The 15,451-nt window shown below is 65.2% G+C and carries 11 protein-coding genes and 1 pseudogene; 8 read left to right on the forward strand and 4 right to left on the reverse strand.

The window, feature by feature from the left end; all coding sequences use genetic code 11:
• Window positions 1–388 precede the first annotated feature (388 nt).
• The 4 genes and pseudogenes from HWY37_RS24220 to HWY37_RS24235 all read left to right on the forward strand — a co-directional run bounded on the left by HWY37_RS24220 (window position 389) and on the right by HWY37_RS24235 (window position 2,278).
• Entirely contained in the window at window positions 389–1,174 is a 786-nt protein-coding gene (locus HWY37_RS24220) for a hypothetical protein (protein ID WP_246302391.1), read from the forward strand.
• 219 nt (window positions 1,175–1,393) lie between these two features.
• Window positions 1,394–1,626 (forward strand): annotated as a pseudogene (locus HWY37_RS24225) (hypothetical protein).
• The gene (locus HWY37_RS24230) at window positions 1,623–1,943 is read left to right on the forward strand and encodes a helix-turn-helix domain-containing protein (RefSeq protein ID WP_176090022.1); all 321 of its coding nucleotides are present in this window, start codon (window positions 1,623–1,625) and stop codon (window positions 1,941–1,943) included. The pseudogene HWY37_RS24225 and the gene HWY37_RS24230 overlap by 4 nt, the downstream one beginning before the upstream one ends.
• A 140-nt stretch (window positions 1,944–2,083) precedes the next feature.
• On the forward strand, window positions 2,084–2,278 hold the full coding sequence (locus HWY37_RS24235) for a YjfB family protein (protein WP_176090023.1): 195 nt from the start codon (window positions 2,084–2,086) through the stop codon (window positions 2,276–2,278).
• A gap of 201 nt (window positions 2,279–2,479) precedes the next feature.
• On the opposite strand, the gene lpdA is transcribed toward HWY37_RS24235, so the two are convergent.
• The 3 genes from lpdA to aceE are packed head-to-tail and all read right to left on the reverse strand — an operon-like array spanning window position 2,480 to window position 8,632.
• Window positions 2,480–4,240: a dihydrolipoyl dehydrogenase gene (gene lpdA, locus HWY37_RS24240; RefSeq protein ID WP_176090024.1), complete on the reverse strand. Its 1,761-nt coding sequence runs from the start codon at window positions 4,238–4,240 to the stop codon at window positions 2,480–2,482.
• Between the two features lie 12 nt (window positions 4,241–4,252).
• Window positions 4,253–5,911, reverse strand: a complete 1,659-nt coding sequence (gene aceF, locus HWY37_RS24245) for a dihydrolipoyllysine-residue acetyltransferase (RefSeq protein WP_176090025.1) — start codon at window positions 5,909–5,911, stop codon at window positions 4,253–4,255.
• A 12-nt stretch (window positions 5,912–5,923) separates the two neighbouring features.
• A complete protein-coding gene (gene aceE / locus HWY37_RS24250; RefSeq protein WP_175209579.1) occupies window positions 5,924–8,632 on the reverse strand; it encodes a pyruvate dehydrogenase (acetyl-transferring), homodimeric type in 2,709 nt (902 codons plus the stop codon).
• A gap of 350 nt (window positions 8,633–8,982) precedes the next feature.
• Here aceE and HWY37_RS24255 point away from each other — a divergent pair, with 350 nt between their 5' ends.
• From HWY37_RS24255 to HWY37_RS24270, 4 genes are all read left to right on the forward strand, one after another.
• Window positions 8,983–10,737: a PAS domain-containing sensor histidine kinase gene (locus HWY37_RS24255; RefSeq protein WP_013393358.1), complete on the forward strand. Its 1,755-nt coding sequence runs from the start codon at window positions 8,983–8,985 to the stop codon at window positions 10,735–10,737.
• A complete protein-coding gene (locus HWY37_RS24260) occupies window positions 10,734–11,360 on the forward strand; it encodes a response regulator transcription factor (RefSeq protein WP_054456641.1) in 627 nt (208 codons plus the stop codon). Before HWY37_RS24255 ends, HWY37_RS24260 begins: the two co-directional genes overlap by 4 nt.
• Complete coding sequence (gene folD / locus HWY37_RS24265) at window positions 11,357–12,208, forward strand: bifunctional methylenetetrahydrofolate dehydrogenase/methenyltetrahydrofolate cyclohydrolase FolD (RefSeq protein ID WP_175209578.1); 852 nt, start codon at window positions 11,357–11,359, stop codon at window positions 12,206–12,208. Before HWY37_RS24260 ends, folD begins: the two co-directional genes overlap by 4 nt.
• A 126-nt stretch (window positions 12,209–12,334) precedes the next feature.
• Window positions 12,335–14,401: a M3 family metallopeptidase gene (locus HWY37_RS24270; RefSeq protein ID WP_175209577.1), complete on the forward strand. Its 2,067-nt coding sequence runs from the start codon at window positions 12,335–12,337 to the stop codon at window positions 14,399–14,401.
• A 54-nt stretch (window positions 14,402–14,455) separates the two neighbouring features.
• Here HWY37_RS24270 and HWY37_RS24275 read toward each other — a convergent pair whose 3' ends face one another.
• Entirely contained in the window at window positions 14,456–15,211 is a 756-nt protein-coding gene (locus HWY37_RS24275) for a class I SAM-dependent methyltransferase (RefSeq protein ID WP_176090026.1), read from the reverse strand.
• Window positions 15,212–15,451 lie beyond the last annotated feature (240 nt).

Genomic DNA, 15,451 nt, shown 5'->3' on the forward strand with positions numbered 1-15,451 from the left:
GGGCAGACGCAGAGCCGCAAGGCTCTGCCCTCCCGCCACCGCACAAGGGTCCTCACGCCCTTGTCGCAACAAACAAGCCGGCATACGCCGGCTTGTTTCTTTTTCTCAGTCCTTACTGTTTGCCCTCTCCGCTGGCGCCAACTGCCGATACGGCGGCTTGGCAGCGCAGCAGCCTCAAGGCTATTCGATGGACTGCCGAGGCACGCCTCGCTCCAGTCCCAATTAGCCCATTTTTTTCAGACTATTCCCCTTTTTCACTTCTTGCGATTGCCCCATACTCGCGACTGCACGCTTTTGTATCCATAGTTTTCACAACATGACCGCGACGCCCCCCGATCCACTAGCTACGCAGCACGGCAGCACCACGGATCCAGATAGCCAGGCGCCGATGGACGAGCAGACCCAACGTCTGCGCGAAGAGAATCGCGCACTGCGTGAATTGCTGGTTGCCCAGGCGCAGGCTGCTCCACCCCAACAAGAAGCAGGACTGCTGCGGCGGCTCGGTTGGTGGCTGATTTCCGCTCCGGGGGCTGTACTCGTCGGGTGGCGAAGCCTGTTGGGCCGGGAAGAAGGACGGCCGATCACGAGCAAGCGCGTGGGCTACGCCACCCTGACCGTGATCTATACGCTTGCGATCTACGGCGCGCTGGTACTGCTGGTCGTGTCATGGAGTTCGCCAAGCACCCCGCGCTCGGGCTCGACCGCGGCCGGGCCGGTGCGTATGCCGCTTACGCCGTCGCCCACCATGGAGGCCGCGTCCGAATCGGTTCCGTCGGATCCCGCTAAGGCCACGGTCGAACCCGCACCCGCCCCGTCGGAATCCACGGCCGGCACCGTGCCACCCGATTCCGTACCCGCGCCGGATGTTGCGCCAGAGCATGCCCCAGGCCAAGCGCAATCGGCCACCCCCACCCGCCAGGAGCACGCGGGCGCATCACGTCCTGTCGAGCAAGCGGCGGAACCACCTGCCTCCGCTCCTCGGTCCACCTTGCGGGTCACCGAGATTCCCGCGCAGGACCCGCTGGCCTGGGTCGGCGAATTGAAGAGCGAATTGGCGCGTTGCGCGACGCTGGGGTTTTTTGAGCGCCCGGATTGTGCCTGGGCAGCGCGCAAGCAGTACTGCGAGCCGCATCGGGCCTGGGGCACGATCAAGGAATGTCCGAACCGGCCTTGAGCTCGAGGCCGCGTGCTGAAACGATCCCTCTCCACAACCGCGCCAGTCCTCGAAAGCCTATCCTGCCTGCTGCCCAACACGTACCAAGGCAGCCATGACCAAGCCCCTATCGATACCCGCCCCATATCCACCGGGATCTGACGCTGCGCGCCAACCCGGAATGCGCGACCCGGAGCAAGGCTTTGGGGGCCCGAGATATATATCCGAACGGATATAATTATGGAAAGAAAGCTGCTGTATTGGGAAGGATCCGCCAAGAAGGACTTCAAGAAATTTCCCATCGACGTCCAGAAGGACATGGGCGTCGCCCTGTTCGTCGTCCAGCTGGGCGGCATGCTTTCCAGAAGAAATCCAAGTCCGGCATCGCCACGCCGCAATCGGACATCGAACTCCTCGAAAAACGCTTGAAAGCGGCGGTGGCCCGGCACGAATCCGGCAGGAGTATGCAATGACACGCAACAACAGTTCCCCGAGCACCGATAACGTCCTGCTGGACCTAGGTTTCGAGGATGCCGAAGAACTGTCGGCCAAGGCGGCGCTCGCGCTCAAGCTCAATGACTTGATCGACCAGCGTGGACTCAGCCAGATGGAGGCGGCCGCGCTTACGGGCATGACGCAACCCAAGGTCTCGCAGATCCGACGCTACAAATTGCAGAACATCTCGCTGGAACGGCTGATGCGGGCCCTGGTATCGCTGGATCAGCACGTTGAAATCGTGGTCGAGCCGGCGCGGCGGGCGCACGCGCGCGGAATTACCGTGGCGGCCTGAAGTGGCGATTTGAAGCAGCGGCCTGCAGTGCAGACCCGAATGTCCGGCCTTGCGGGCCATGAATGCTTTGCCTCGAATCGCAATCCCGCGCCATAATCGCATCTCGGTTTGAACACCCACATTCCACACCAGGACACCCAATGGACGCTTCGATCAACAACACCGTCAATACCGCCCTGGCCCTGAAGGACGCGAATCTCATGCAGGAAGTGCAGGCCCGCGTGCTGAAGAAAGCCCTCAATGCGCAGGCGGACACGGCCTTGACGCTGATGCAGTCGCTGCCCGTGCTGGCCGTGGACGCCACGCTGGGTTCGCGCATTGATACGCACGCCTGAGCAGGGGAAGCCCCCCCTCCGCCTCAAGACAGCCACGTTCCCGCATCCGCGGGGCACGACTTGCCTTCCACAAGACCAGGCTGTTGCGCTAACGGCACTCGGAAAAAAAGCGCCGGCCCCTATGCAGGGCCGGCGCTTTTGCTTTTGCGCGCTCGAAGGGGATAACGCGCGGAGCGTTACCCGCGAACCGCCCCCAGCGCCTTACCTCTTCTTCATCGGCGGCAAGTCGGTGCAGACGCCTTCAGCGACTTCCGCAGCCATGCCTACCGATTCACCCAGGGTCGGGTGCGGGTGGATCGTCTTGGCGATGTCGACCACGTCGGCGCCCATTTCGACGGCCAGGGCCAGTTCGCTGATCAGGTCGCCAGCGTGGGTGCCCACGATGCTGCCGCCCAGGATGCGATGCGTTTCCGCGTCGAAGATAAGCTTGGTGAAGCCTTCGTCGCGGCCGTTGGCAATGGCGCGACCGGAGGCGGCCCAGGGGAACACGCCCTTCTCGACCTTGATGCCTTGCTTCTTGGCTTCGTCCTCGGTCAGGCCGACCCAGGCCACTTCCGGATCGGTGTAGGCCACCGACGGAATGACGCGGGCGTCGAAGAAGGACTTCTGGCCGGCGGCGGCTTCGGCGGCGACGTGGCCTTCATGCACGGCCTTGTGGGCCAGCATGGGTTGGCCGACGATGTCGCCGATGGCATAGATGTGCGGCACGTTGGTGCGCATCTGGCGATCGACCTCGATGAAACCGCGGTCGGTCACGGCGATGCCCGCGCGGTCGGCGCCGATCTTCTTGCCATTGGGGCTGCGGCCCACGGCTTGCAGCACCAGGTCGTAGCGTTGCGGTTCCTTGGGAGCGCCCTCGCCTTCGAAGCTGACGTAGACGCCGTCCTTCTTGGCTTCCGCGCCCACGGTCTTGGTCTTCAACATGATGTTGTCGAAGCGGTAGGCGTTCTTCTTCTGCCATACCTTGACCAGGTCGCGGTCGGCGCCCTGCATCAGGCCGTCCAGCATTTCCACCACGTCCAGGCGCGCGCCCAGCGTGGAATACACCGTGCCCATTTCCAGGCCGATGATGCCGCCGCCGATGATCAGCATCTTCTTGGGCACTTCACGCAGCAGCAAGGCACCGGTGGAGTCGACGATGCGGTCGTCCTGGGGCAGGAACGGCAGCTTCACCGATTGGCTGCCGGCGGCGATGATGGCCTGCTTGAAGCGCAGGGTCTGGGTCTTGCCGTCGGCGGACTTGACCGTCAGGTGGCTGGGGTCGGCGAATTCGCCCACGCCATGCACCACGGTGACCTTGCGCGCCTTTGCCATGCCGGCCAGGCCGCCGGTCAGCTTGGCGACCACGCTGTCCTTGTAGCCGCGCAGCTTGTCCAGGTCGATCTTGGGCTCGCCAAAGCTGATGCCGTGGGCAGCCAGCTCGCGGGCTTCGTCGATGACGGCGGCGTTGTGCAGCAGCGCCTTGGACGGAATGCAGCCGACGTTCAGGCAGACGCCGCCCAGCGTGTCGTAGCGTTCCACCAGGACCACGGACAGGCCCAGGTCGGCGGCACGGAAGGCGGCGGAATAGCCGCCGGGGCCGGCGCCCAGCACCAGCATGTCGTACTCGCCGTCGGCCGAGCCCTTGAAGCTGGCTGCGGCGGGCGCGGCGGCGGCCGGCTTGGGCGCCTCGGCGGCCTTGGGGGCTTCCTTGGCGGCCGGGGCGGCGGCAGCGCCCGAGGCGGCCGCTTCCACTTCCAGCACCACCGTGCCTTCGGCGACCTTGTCGCCGACCTTAACGTTGATGGACTTCACCACGCCGCCCTGCGACGCGGGGATTTCCATCGAGGCCTTATCGGACTCGACGGTGATCAGGCTCTGCTCGGGCTTGATCGTGTCGCCCACGGCGACCAGCACCTCGATGACTTCCACTTCCTTGAAGTCGCCGATGTCCGGCACTTTGATTTGAACGGTATTGCTCATGGGGCTCCCCGTTTACAGCGCGATGCGGCGGAAGTCGGCCAACAAGGCGCCCAGATAGGCGTTGAAGCGCGCGGCCGAGGCGCCGTCGATGACGCGGTGGTCGTACGACAGCGACAGCGGCACGATCAGGCGCGGCACGAACTGCTTGCCGTCCCAGACGGGCTTGTGCGAGGAGCGCGACACGCCCAGGATCGCCACTTCAGGAGCGTTGATGATCGGCGTGAACGAGGTGCCCCCGATGCCGCCCAGGGACGAGATCGAGAAGCAACCGCCCTGCATTTCGGCGGGCGAGATCTTGCCATCGCGCGCCTTCTTGGACAGGTCGGTCATTTCCTGGGCGATCTGCAGAATGCCCTTCTTGTCGGCATCGCGGATCACCGGCACCACCAGCCCGTTGGGCGTGTCGGCGGCGAAGCCGATGTGGTAGTACTGCTTGAGCACCAGGTTGTCGCCGTCCAGCGAGGCATTGAACTCGGGGAACTTCTTCAGGGCCGCAACGACGGCCTTGATCAGGAAGGCCAACATCGTGACCTTGATGCCCGACTTCTCGTTTTCCTTGTTCAGCGTGACGCGCAGGGCTTCCAGGTCAGTGATGTCCGCTTCGTCGTTGTTGGTGACGTGCGGGATCATGACCCAGTTGCGGTGCAGGTTCGCGCCGGAGATCTTCTTGATGCGCGACAGCGGCTTGGCTTCGATCGGGCCGAACTTGGTGAAGTCGACCTTCGGCCACGGCAACAGGCCCAGCGCGGCGCCATCGGCCGAACCGCCGCTGGCGGCAGCGGGACCGGCAGCCAGCGCCTGCTTGACGAAGCCGCGCACGTCGTCGGCGGTGATACGGTCCTTGGGACCGGAGCCCTTGACCTTGCTCAGGTTCACGCCCAGTTCGCGCGCGAACTTGCGCACCGAAGGCGAGGCGTGCGGCAGTTGGCCCGGCTTGAGATTGGCGTCCTCGAGCGCGGCGGCGGGCGCCGGACGCTGCGCGGCAGGCGCCGGCGCTTCGGCCTTGGCGGCGGGAGCGGCAGCGGCTTCGGCCTTGGCGGCCGGAGCCGGGGCTGCGGCAGCGGCGGCGGCGGGCGCGGCGCCCTCCACCACGACCACGACCGAGCCCTTGGCGACCTTGTCGCCGACCTTGACCTTCACTTCCTTGACCACGCCGCCTTGCGAGGCGGGGATTTCCATCGAGGCCTTGTCGGACTCGACGGTGATCAGGCTTTGTTCGGCCTTGATCGTGTCGCCCACCGCGACCATGACTTCGATGACCTCGACTTCCTTGAAGTCGCCGATGTCCGGCACTTCGATGTTCACCGGACCGCTGGCGGCAGCCGGAGCTGCCGGCGCGGCGGCGGCCGGCTGCGGGGCAGCCTTGGCTTCGGCCTTGGGTGCTTCTTCCTTGGCCGGCGCAGCCGCGGGAGCCGCGGCCTCGCCCGAACCCGACGCTTCCACTTCCAGCACGACCGTGCCTTCCGCGACCTTGTCGCCCACCTTCACGCTGATCGACTTCACCACGCCGCCCTGCGACGCGGGGATTTCCATCGAGGCCTTGTCGGATTCGACGGTGATCAGGCTCTGTTCGGCCTTGATCGTGTCGCCCACCGCCACCAGCACTTCAATGACTTCCACTTCCTTGAAGTCGCCGATGTCGGGAACCTTGATTTGCACGATGTTGCTCATGTCTCTTTACCCTCAGGCGTATTGCGGGTTGGCTTTGTTCGGATTGATGCCGTACTTCTTGATGGCTTCGGCCACCTTGGCAACCGGCACCTTGCCTTCGTCGGCCAGCGCGCGCAACGCGGCGACCACGACGAAGTGGCGGTCCACTTCGAAGTGCTCGCGCAGCTTCGAGCGGAAATCCGAGCGGCCGAAACCGTCGGTGCCCAGCACCTTGTATTCGCGGCCCTTGGGCACGAACGGACGGATCTGGTCGGCGAAGAGCTTCATGTAGTCGGTCGACGCGATGATCGGGCCTTCGGTCTTGGCCAGCTGTTCCGTGACGTAGGCCACCTGCGGCTTCTTCTCTTCGGGGTGCAACATGTTGTGGCGGTCGGCGTCCAGGCCGTTGCGGCGCAGTTCCGTGAAGCTGGTGACGCTCCACAGGTCCGAGGCCACGCCCCAGTCGGCTTCCAGCAGTTCCTGCGCAGCCATGACTTCGCGCAGGATCGTGCCCGAGCCCATCAGCTGCACGCGGTTCTTGCCCTTGCCGTGCGACTTGAGCTTGTACATGCCCTTGATGATGCCTTCCTCGTCGCCCTGGGTCAGACCGGGCTGCGGGTAGTTTTCGTTCATCACCGTCAGGTAGTAATAGACGTTTTCCTGGTCTTCCACCATGCGCTTCAGGCCATGCTGGATGATGACGGCCAGTTCATGGCCGAACGTCGGGTCGTAGGACACGCAGTTCGGGATGGTGGACGCCAGGATGTGGCTGTGGCCGTCTTCGTGCTGCAGGCCTTCGCCGTTAAGCGTGGTGCGCCCGGCGGTGCCACCCAGCAGGAAGCCGCGCGCCTGCATGTCGCCGGCCGCCCAGGCCAGGTCGCCGATGCGCTGGAACCCGAACATCGAGTAATAGATGAAGAACGGGATCATGATGCGGTTGTTCGAGGAGTACGACGTGGCCGCCGCAATCCAGGAGCTCATCGCGCCCGCTTCGTTGATGCCTTCCTGCAGGAGCTGGCCGTCGGCCGCTTCCTTGTAGTACATGACCTGGTCCTTGTCGACCGGGGTGTACTTCTGGCCTTCCGGCGCATAGATACCGATCTGGCGGAACAGGCCTTCCATGCCGAAGGTGCGCGATTCGTCGGCCAGGATCGGCACGACGCGCGGGCCCAGTTCCTTGTCGCGCAGGACCTGGTTCAGGATGCGCACGAAAGCCTGGGTGGTGGAGATTTCACGGCCTTCGGCAGTGGGTTCCAGCACGGCCTTGAAGGCTTCCAGCGCGGGGGCCTTGAGCTGCTCGTCGGCCTTGGCGCGGCGGCGCGGCAGGTAGCCGCCCAGCGCTGCGCGGCGCTCGTGCAAGTACTTCATTTCGGGCGAGTCTTCGGCCGGCTTGAAGTACGGCAGGTCGGCCAGCTGGTCGTCCGGAATGGGGATGCCGAAACGGTCGCGGAATTCGCGGATCGAGTCCAGCTCCAGCTTCTTCTGCTGGTGGGTCGGGTTCTTGGCCTGGCCGACGTGGCCCATGCCGTAACCCTTGATGGTCTTGGCCAGGATGACGGTGGGCTGGCCTTCGTGGGTGGCGGCGGCGTTGAACGCGGCGTACACCTTGTGCGGGTCATGGCCGCCGCGGTTCAGGCGCCAGATGTCCTCGTCGCTCATGCGCGACACGGCTTCCAGCAGCTTGGGGTGCTTGCCGAAGAAGTGCTCGCGCACGAACTTGCCGTCGTTGGCCTTGTACGCCTGGTACTCGCCGTCCACGGTGTCTTCCATGATCTTGCGCAGGATGCCTTCCTTGTCGTGCGCCAGCAGCGGATCCCAGTAGCCGCCCCAGATCAGCTTGATCACGTTCCAGCCCGAACCGCGGAAGTCGCCTTCCAGCTCCTGGATGATCTTGCCGTTGCCGCGCACCGGGCCGTCCAGGCGCTGCAGGTTGCAGTTGATGACGAAGATCAGGTTGTCCAGCTTCTCGCGGGCGGCCAGGGCGATGGCGCCCAGCGATTCGGGTTCGTCCATTTCGCCGTCGCCGCAGAACACCCAGACCTTGCGCTTGCTGGTGTCGGCGATGCCGCGGGCGTGCAGGTACTTCAGGAAGCGGGCCTGATAGATGGCCATCAGCGGGCCCAGGCCCATCGATACCGTCGGGAACTGCCAGAAGTCCGGCATCAGCTTCGGGTGCGGGTACGAGGACAGGCCCTTGCCGTCCACTTCCTGGCGGAAATGGTTCAGCTGGTCTTCGGTCAGGCGGCCTTCAAGGTAGGCGCGGCCGTACATGCCGGGCGAGGTGTGGCCCTGGAAGTAGACCAGGTCGCCGCCGTGGTTTTCGTCCTCGGCATGCCAGAAATGGTTCTGGCCGCAGCCGATCATGGTGGCCAGCGAGGCGAAGGAGGCGATGTGGCCGCCCAGGTCGCCGCCGTCCGGCGGGTTGTGCTTGTTGGCCTTGACCACCATGGCCATGGCGTTCCAGCGCACGTATGAACGGATGCGCGATTCCAGCTCCAGGTTGCCCGGGTGGGCCGGCTCCAGGCCGGGGGGAATCGTGTTGACGTAGGCGGTGTTCGGCGAGAACGGGATATGGGCGCCGGAACGACGGGCTTCGTCGATCAGGCGTTCGAGCAGATAGTGGGCGCGCTGCGGTCCTTCACGATCAAGGACTGCCGCCAGGGCTTCGAGCCACTCCTGGGTTTCAAGGGTGTCTTCGTCGTTGGCAGCCTGCACGGCGCCAGCCTGGGCGTAAGAGGACATCGTGTGTCTCCTGTTGGGTTTGTTCGTGACCACACCCGCTTCTTTATCTACTCGCGGACATCGCATGGTAGCCGGGATCATCCGGGCTACCATGCAGTGCATGGGTCGGGGTGTTCTAGAGACCTGCTACTGGGTCGGTTCCCTATCAGCGGGCATTCTAAGAAAGAAGGTTAACCGGTCGCAAGCAAAATTTCATGTTGCGGTACGGCATTTCATAATGCGGAAAAATGAAAGCAAGCTGAACGGTTTAGCGTCATACTTTTTAGTGGGTACTCCAAAAGGAGGGGTTGATTCCCGGCAAATCCCTGCCAACACGCACTAAAATGCGCGGTCTATCCGGCCCGAATTCCATGTCCAGCGCGCCCAAGTCCAATATTCCTACGCCGTTCCACGATCACGCCCGCACTCGCCGACGCGGGGTGTACTGGGTCACGCCAGCCATGGTGCTGATCCTCTATATCTGTGTGATGGCGGTGTTTTTCTGGCTGCAGCGCATCCATGACGACAGCGTCATGTTTGTCACCATCGACCAGGAAATGCGCCAGCAACGCCTGATCTGGGTGGTGCTGGCCCTGTCCTGCGTGATCGTCATCAGCCTGCTGATGCTGTGGCGCTATACCCGCTTCCGCTCGGCGGCCGAGGCTGCCCTGATCGCCGAAACCGGATTCCGCCGCGCCATGGAGAACTCCATGTCCACCGGCATGCGGGTCCTGGACATGGAAGGCCGCATCGCCTACGTCAACCCGGCCTTCTGCCGCATGATCGGCTGGAACGAGGCCGACCTGATCGGCCGCAGCCCGCCCTTCCCCTATTGGGTGCCGGGCCGCCACGAACAACACCAGCACACCCTGGACGTGCTGATGTCCGGCAAGACGCCCAGCAGCGGCCTGGAAGTCGAGGCGCAGCGCCGCGACGGTTCGCGCTTCACGGCGCGCATGTACGTGTCCCCACTTCTGGACCCCAACGGCAACCAGATCGGCTGGATGACCTCCATGACCGACATCACCGAGCCCAAGCGCATCCGCGAGGCCCTGACGGCCGCGCACGAACGCTTCATGACGGTGCTGGAAGGCCTGGACGACGCCATCTCGGTCACCGCCGACACCCACGACGGCCTGGAACTGCTGTTCGCCAACCGCACCTACCGCCGCGTGTTCGGCGCGCAGACCGGCGGCCATGACGAATTGCTGGCCGGCCGCCGCGGCCGCTTCACCGACGAATCGGTGGAAGTCTTCGCGCCCTCGGTGCAGCGCTGGTTCGAAGTGCACCACCGCATGCTGGCCTGGACCGACGGCCGGCGCGTGCGCATGCAGGTGGCGCGCGACATCACCGAGCGCCGTGTCCATGAAGAGGCCTCGCGCGTGCAGCAGGAAAAGATCCAGCTCACCAGCCGCCTGACCACCATGGGCGAAATGGCATCGTCGCTGGCGCACGAACTGAACCAGCCGCTGACCGCCATCGCCAACTACAGCATGGGCGCGGTCGCCCTGGTCAAGGCCGGCCATACCAGCCCGAACATGCTGCTGCCGGCCCTGGAAAAGGCCGCCTCGCAGGCCGAGCGCGCCGGCAAGATCATCAGCCGCATCCGTGAATTCGTGAAGCGCAGCGAGCCGCGCCGCCAGCGCGTCGCGATCAGCCGGATCGTGGACAATGCCATCGGCTTCGCCGAGATCGACGCCCGCAAGCGCCGCATCCGCATCGACCGGTTCGTGCCGTCGAACGCGCCAGACGTGCTGGCCGACCCCATCCTGATCGAGCAGGTGCTGCTGAATCTGCTGAAGAACGGGCTGGAAGCCATGGAAAAGAGCGAATCCGACGAGCTCAAGGTCGCCGTGATCCTGCATGAACAGCACATCGAGGTCGCCGTGGTCGACCGCGGCCACGGCCTGGCCGAACCCGAGCGCCTGTTCGAACCCTTCTTCAGCACCAAGACCCAGGGCCTGGGCATGGGGCTGAATATCTGCCGTACCATTATTGAATCGCACCACGGTCGCCTGTGGGCGGATCCCAATCCCGCCGGCGGCACCATTTTCCGCTTTACCCTGCCCTGCGCTGCACCCCAGTCGCAGGCCCAGAACGATCAGTCCGAGGAGTTGCACGCATGAACACGCCCCACCTGTCGAGCACGGTTTTCATTGTTGACGACGACGAAGCGGTCCGCGATTCGCTGCGCTGGCTATTGGAAGCCAATGGCTACCGCGTTCGCGCCTACGCCAGCGGCGAATCCTTCCTGGAAGACTACGACGCCAGCCAGATCGGCGTGCTGATCGCCGACGTGCGCATGCCCGGCATGAGCGGCCTGGAACTGCAGGAACAGCTGATCGCACGCAATGCCCCGCTGCCCATCGTGTTCATCACCGGCCACGGCGACGTACCCATGGCCGTGTCCACCATGAAGAAAGGCGCGGTGGACTTCCTGGAAAAGCCGTTCAATGAATCCGATTTGCGCGAGATCGTGGCGCGCATGCTGGAGCAGGCCACGCAGCGCGTGAGCAAGCACCAGGCCCAGAAGGACCACGAAGCCATGCTGGCGCGCCTGACCGCACGCGAGCAGCAGGTGCTGGAGCGCATCGTCGCCGGCCGCTTGAACAAGCAGATCGCCGACGACCTGGGCATCAGCATCAAGACCGTAGAGGCGCACCGCGCCAACATCATGGAAAAACTTGAAGTGACCACCGTAGCTGATTTGATGAAAGTGGCCTTGGCCAAACCCGAGGCAACTGCATGACCGCCAGAATTATCGACGGCGCGGCCCTGTCGGCGCGCATTCGCGAAGAAGCCGCCCAACGCGTTGCCGCCCTGGCCGCCAAGGGCACCCGCCCCGGCCTGGCCGTGGTGCTGGTGGGCGAGGACCCCGCCTCCCAGGTGTACGTCCGCAACAAGGTTGCCGCCTGCGAAAAGGCCGGCCTGCATTCCGTCAAGGAGCAGTATCCGGCTGACATGACCGAGGCCGACTTGCTGGCCCGCATCGCCGTCCTGAACCAGGACCCGACCATCCATGGCATCCTGGTGCAGTTGCCGCTGCCCAAGCACATGGACTCGCACAAGGTCATCGAAGCCATCGCGGCCGAGAAGGACGTGGACGGTTTCCACATCAGCAACGCCGGCCTGCTCATGACCGGCCAGCCGCTGTTCCGCCCCTGCACGCCCTACGGCGTGATGAAGATGCTGGAATCGGAAGGCGTGACGCTGCGCGGCGCCGAAGCCGTGATCGTGGGCGCCAGCAACATCGTCGGCAAGCCCATGGCGATGCTGCTGCTGCAGGCCGGCGCCACCATCACCATCTGCAATTCCAAGACGCGCGACCTGGCGGCGCAGACCCGCCGCGCCGACGTGCTGGTGGTCGCCACCGGCAAGCCCGGCATGATCGACGGTTCGATGATCAAGCCCGGCGCCGTCGTCATCGACGTGGGCATCAACCGCGGCGCCGACGGCAAGCTGTGCGGCGACGTGGACTTCGCCTCGGCCAAGGAAGTGGCTGGCGCCATCACCCCCGTTCCGGGCGGCGTGGGCCCCATGACCATCGCCATGCTGCTGATCAACACGATCGAAGCCGCGGAACGCGCCGCAGGCTGATACCTTGCATGTAATGGGCGCGGCGCGGGAGTTCTACTGCCAGAACTCCCGCGCCGCGCCCATCGCACTTGCATTCCCGGGAATCGCCCCAACCTGATTCTTGTCCCTATTCCTCCCGCTACCGCCATGTCCCAGAATCCCCTGCTCGCCCCTGTTTCCGACCTCGTCGACTATGCGGCCGTCAAGCCCGGACACATCGTGCCCGCGGTCGAGGAACTGCTGGGCATCGCCCGCCAGGCCGTGGACCGCGCCGCCGACCCGGCGCTCGCGCCCACCTGGGAAGCCGTGGCGGAACCGCTGGATACCGCCTCCGAGCGCCTGTGGCGCGCCTGGTCGGTGGCCGGCCACCTGAATGCCGTGGTCAACACCCCGGAGCTGCGCGAGGCTTATAACGCCGCCCTGCCCCTGGTGACCGAATTCTCCACCTGGGTCGGCCTGCACGAAGGCCTGTACAAGCAATACCAGCGCCTGGCCTCCGCCCCCGATTTCGCGTCCTGGACGCCGGTGCGCCGCCGCATCGTGGAAATGGCGCTGCGCGACTTCCGCCTCAGCGGCGTGGAGCTGCAAGGCGCGGACCGCGAGCGCTACGCCGCCATCTCCGACCGCGAGGCCCAGGCCTCGCAGAAGTTCTCCGAAAACGTGCTGGACTCGATCGACGCCTGGTCGCTGCTGGTCGAGGACGAAGCGCGCCTTGCCGGCATTCCTGGCGACGTCCGCGCTGCGGCGCGCGCAGCCGCCGAGGAAGATGGCAAGGCCGGCTGGAAGCTCACGCTGAAGATGCCCTGCTATCTGCCCGTCATGCAGTACGCCCAGGACCGCGCGCTGCGCGAGGCCCTGTACCGCGGCTACGGCACCGTGGCGTCCGAGCAGGGCGAAGGCAAGTTCGACAACTCACCCCTGATCGAGGAACTGCTGTCCCTGCGCGCCGAAGAGGCTGGCCTGCTCGGCCTGGGCACTTTCGCCGCGTTGCGCCTGCAGACCCGCATGGCCCGCGACGCGAAGGAAGTCACCGTATTCCTGCGCGACCTGGCCGCGCGCGCCAAGCCCTATGCCCAGCGCGACCTGGCCGAACTCAAGGCCTACGCCACCGGCGAACTGGGCCTGGACGACCTGCAGCCCTGGGACGTGGCCTACGCTTCTGAGCGCCTGCGCGAATCGCGCTACGCCTATTCCGAGGACGAGGTGAAGCAGTACTTCACCGAGCCGCGCGTGCTGTCCGGCCTGTTCGAAGTCATCGAAACCCTGTTCGACGTGCGCCTGGCGGAAACGCCCGTGTCGTCGTGGCACGGCGACGTGCGCGGCGTGCGCGTGGAAAGCCCCAAGGGCGAACTCATCGGCTATCTGTACCTGGACCTGTACGCCCGTGCCGGCAAGCAAAGCGGCGCCTGGGTCGACAGCGAACGCACGCGCCGCGTCGTCGGCGGCAAGGTGCAGACGCCCATCGCCTACCTGACCTGCAATTTCTCGCGCCCCAACGGCGACAAGGCGGCCGTGCTGACGCACGACGACGTCATCACGCTGTTCCACGAAACCGGCCACGCCCTGCACGCCCTGTTGTCCGAGGTGGACGAGCCGGGCGCCGCGGCCTTTGCCAGCGTGGAATGGGACGCCATCGAACTGCCCTCGCAGTTCATGGAGAACTTCTGCTGGGAATGGGCGGTGGTGCAAAAGCTGTCCGCCCACGTCGACACGGGCGAGCCGCTGCCGCGCGCGCTCTACGACCGCCTGGTCGCCGCCCGCAACTACCAGAGCGGCATGCAGACCGTGCGCCAGATCGAATTCGCGCTGTTCGACATGCTGATGCACGACCGCGCCCAGGGCGCGTCGATCGCCGAAGTGCTGGCCCTGCTGCAAGAAGTGCGCAAGGAAGTCGCCGTGCTGTTCCCGCCCGCCTGGCACCGCCTGCCGCATGCCTTCTCGCACCTGTTCGCGGGCGGCTACGGCGCCGGCTACTACAGCTACAAATGGGCGGAAGTGCTGTCGGCCGACGCCTATGAAGCCTTCGAGGAAGCGGCGGCCCGCCAAGCCGGCAATGCCCTGGGCACGCTGGATCCCGAAACGGGCGCACGCTTCCGGCGCGAAGTGCTGGCCGTGGGCGGCTCCCGCCCGGCGGCCGAGTCCTTCGCCGCCTTCCGCGGCCGCGCCCCGCGCATCGACGCCCTGCTGCGCCACAGCGGCATGACGCCCGCCTGAGCGCCGCGCCCACGCAGCGCCCATTCAAACGGCCCGCCCCTGGCGGGCCGTTTTCTATTGGATGGAAGAATCGCTGACCGGCCGGCGCGCCGACATCACCAGCCAGCGTCCATGCACGGATTGGTCGGATCCCGCCTGCTTCCAGTAGCGGCGGCTCTCCTCGTCCTGCGCCTGCCTGAGCCGCCGTCCGTAATACAAGCGCGACGGCACCGCCAGCAAATGCTCCACCACGCGCTTGGGCTTGGCCTCGTTGACCTCATGCAAAGTGATGTCCGTAAAGCCGTAGTGCTTCAGCAGCAGGTGCAGCTGCGGAAAACTCCAGGGAAAGTACGTGACGTAGTCCTCGCCGCGCTGCCGCCCCACCATCGGCCGAAAGCCTGAGTGGAAGCCGCGCAACAGGAATTGCAGGCGCGAACGGAAGTACCAGGTGTTGGGGGTGGTGATGATGAGGGTGCCGCCCGGACGCAGCGCGCGCTGGAAGCTCTGCATCAACACGCCGGGATTGGTCAGCAGATGTATGCCCTCGCAGCACACCACGGCGTCGTAGAGCGCCTGCACCGTCAACGGGGTTTCAAGGTCGTGCTCGGTCACGCGCCGATAACCGCCGTCGGCCTCGGGAAATTCCCACAGGCCCACCCCGTCGATATCCACCTGGCGGCCGCTGGCCGCGGGCAGCATGTCGCCCAGCCAGCCCAGGCCGCAAGGCGCGTCCAGCACGGAGTCCGCCAGGCGGCTGCGCAGGATGTCCAGGACCACGGGGTAATACGGATAGTAGGGATAGCGCAAGGAATTCCTGGCCGGCATGTCCATGTACGAAGCCTCTGGATAATGAAATCTGACACGGACCTGAATTTAGCGGCAGACATCTCGCCGGGTCCGCGAAATTCGCCACTTCCAAACAATAAACAGACAAAGCTTTACAAGTGCCGCCGCCGGATAGCGCAAACGAGGTTTGCGCCAGGGCAAGCCACAGCCGGATTGCGGCGCCCTGAGCCATCCGTCCGCCCCCCGGCTTGCGGGTAGAATCGAAAGGTTTACCCCCTACCCGGC

Source organism: Achromobacter anxifer (genome assembly GCF_903652925.1).
Lineage (GTDB): Bacteria > Pseudomonadota > Gammaproteobacteria > Burkholderiales > Burkholderiaceae_B > Achromobacter > Achromobacter anxifer.

What these genes read in the sequence shown, in the direction of transcription:
- aceE (WP_175209579.1), bottom strand. Translation starts at nt 8,632, where the DNA reads ATGTCCTCTTACGCCCAGGCTGGCGCCGTGCAGGCTGCCAACGACGAA.
- HWY37_RS24270 (WP_175209577.1), top strand. Translation starts at nt 12,335, where the DNA reads ATGTCCCAGAATCCCCTGCTCGCCCCTGTTTCCGACCTCGTCGACTAT.
- HWY37_RS24275 (WP_176090026.1), bottom strand. Translation starts at nt 15,211, where the DNA reads ATGGACATGCCGGCCAGGAATTCCTTGCGCTATCCCTACTATCCGTAT.
- lpdA (WP_176090024.1), bottom strand. Translation starts at nt 4,240, where the DNA reads ATGAGCAATACCGTTCAAATCAAAGTGCCGGACATCGGCGACTTCAAG.
- HWY37_RS24230 (WP_176090022.1), top strand. Translation starts at nt 1,623, where the DNA reads ATGACACGCAACAACAGTTCCCCGAGCACCGATAACGTCCTGCTGGAC.
- HWY37_RS24260 (WP_054456641.1), top strand. Translation starts at nt 10,734, where the DNA reads ATGAACACGCCCCACCTGTCGAGCACGGTTTTCATTGTTGACGACGAC.
- HWY37_RS24235 (WP_176090023.1), top strand. Translation starts at nt 2,084, where the DNA reads ATGGACGCTTCGATCAACAACACCGTCAATACCGCCCTGGCCCTGAAG.
- folD (WP_175209578.1), top strand. Translation starts at nt 11,357, where the DNA reads ATGACCGCCAGAATTATCGACGGCGCGGCCCTGTCGGCGCGCATTCGC.
- HWY37_RS24255 (WP_013393358.1), top strand. Translation starts at nt 8,983, where the DNA reads ATGTCCAGCGCGCCCAAGTCCAATATTCCTACGCCGTTCCACGATCAC.
- aceF (WP_176090025.1), bottom strand. Translation starts at nt 5,911, where the DNA reads ATGAGCAACATCGTGCAAATCAAGGTTCCCGACATCGGCGACTTCAAG.
- HWY37_RS24220 (WP_246302391.1), top strand. Translation starts at nt 389, where the DNA reads ATGGACGAGCAGACCCAACGTCTGCGCGAAGAGAATCGCGCACTGCGT.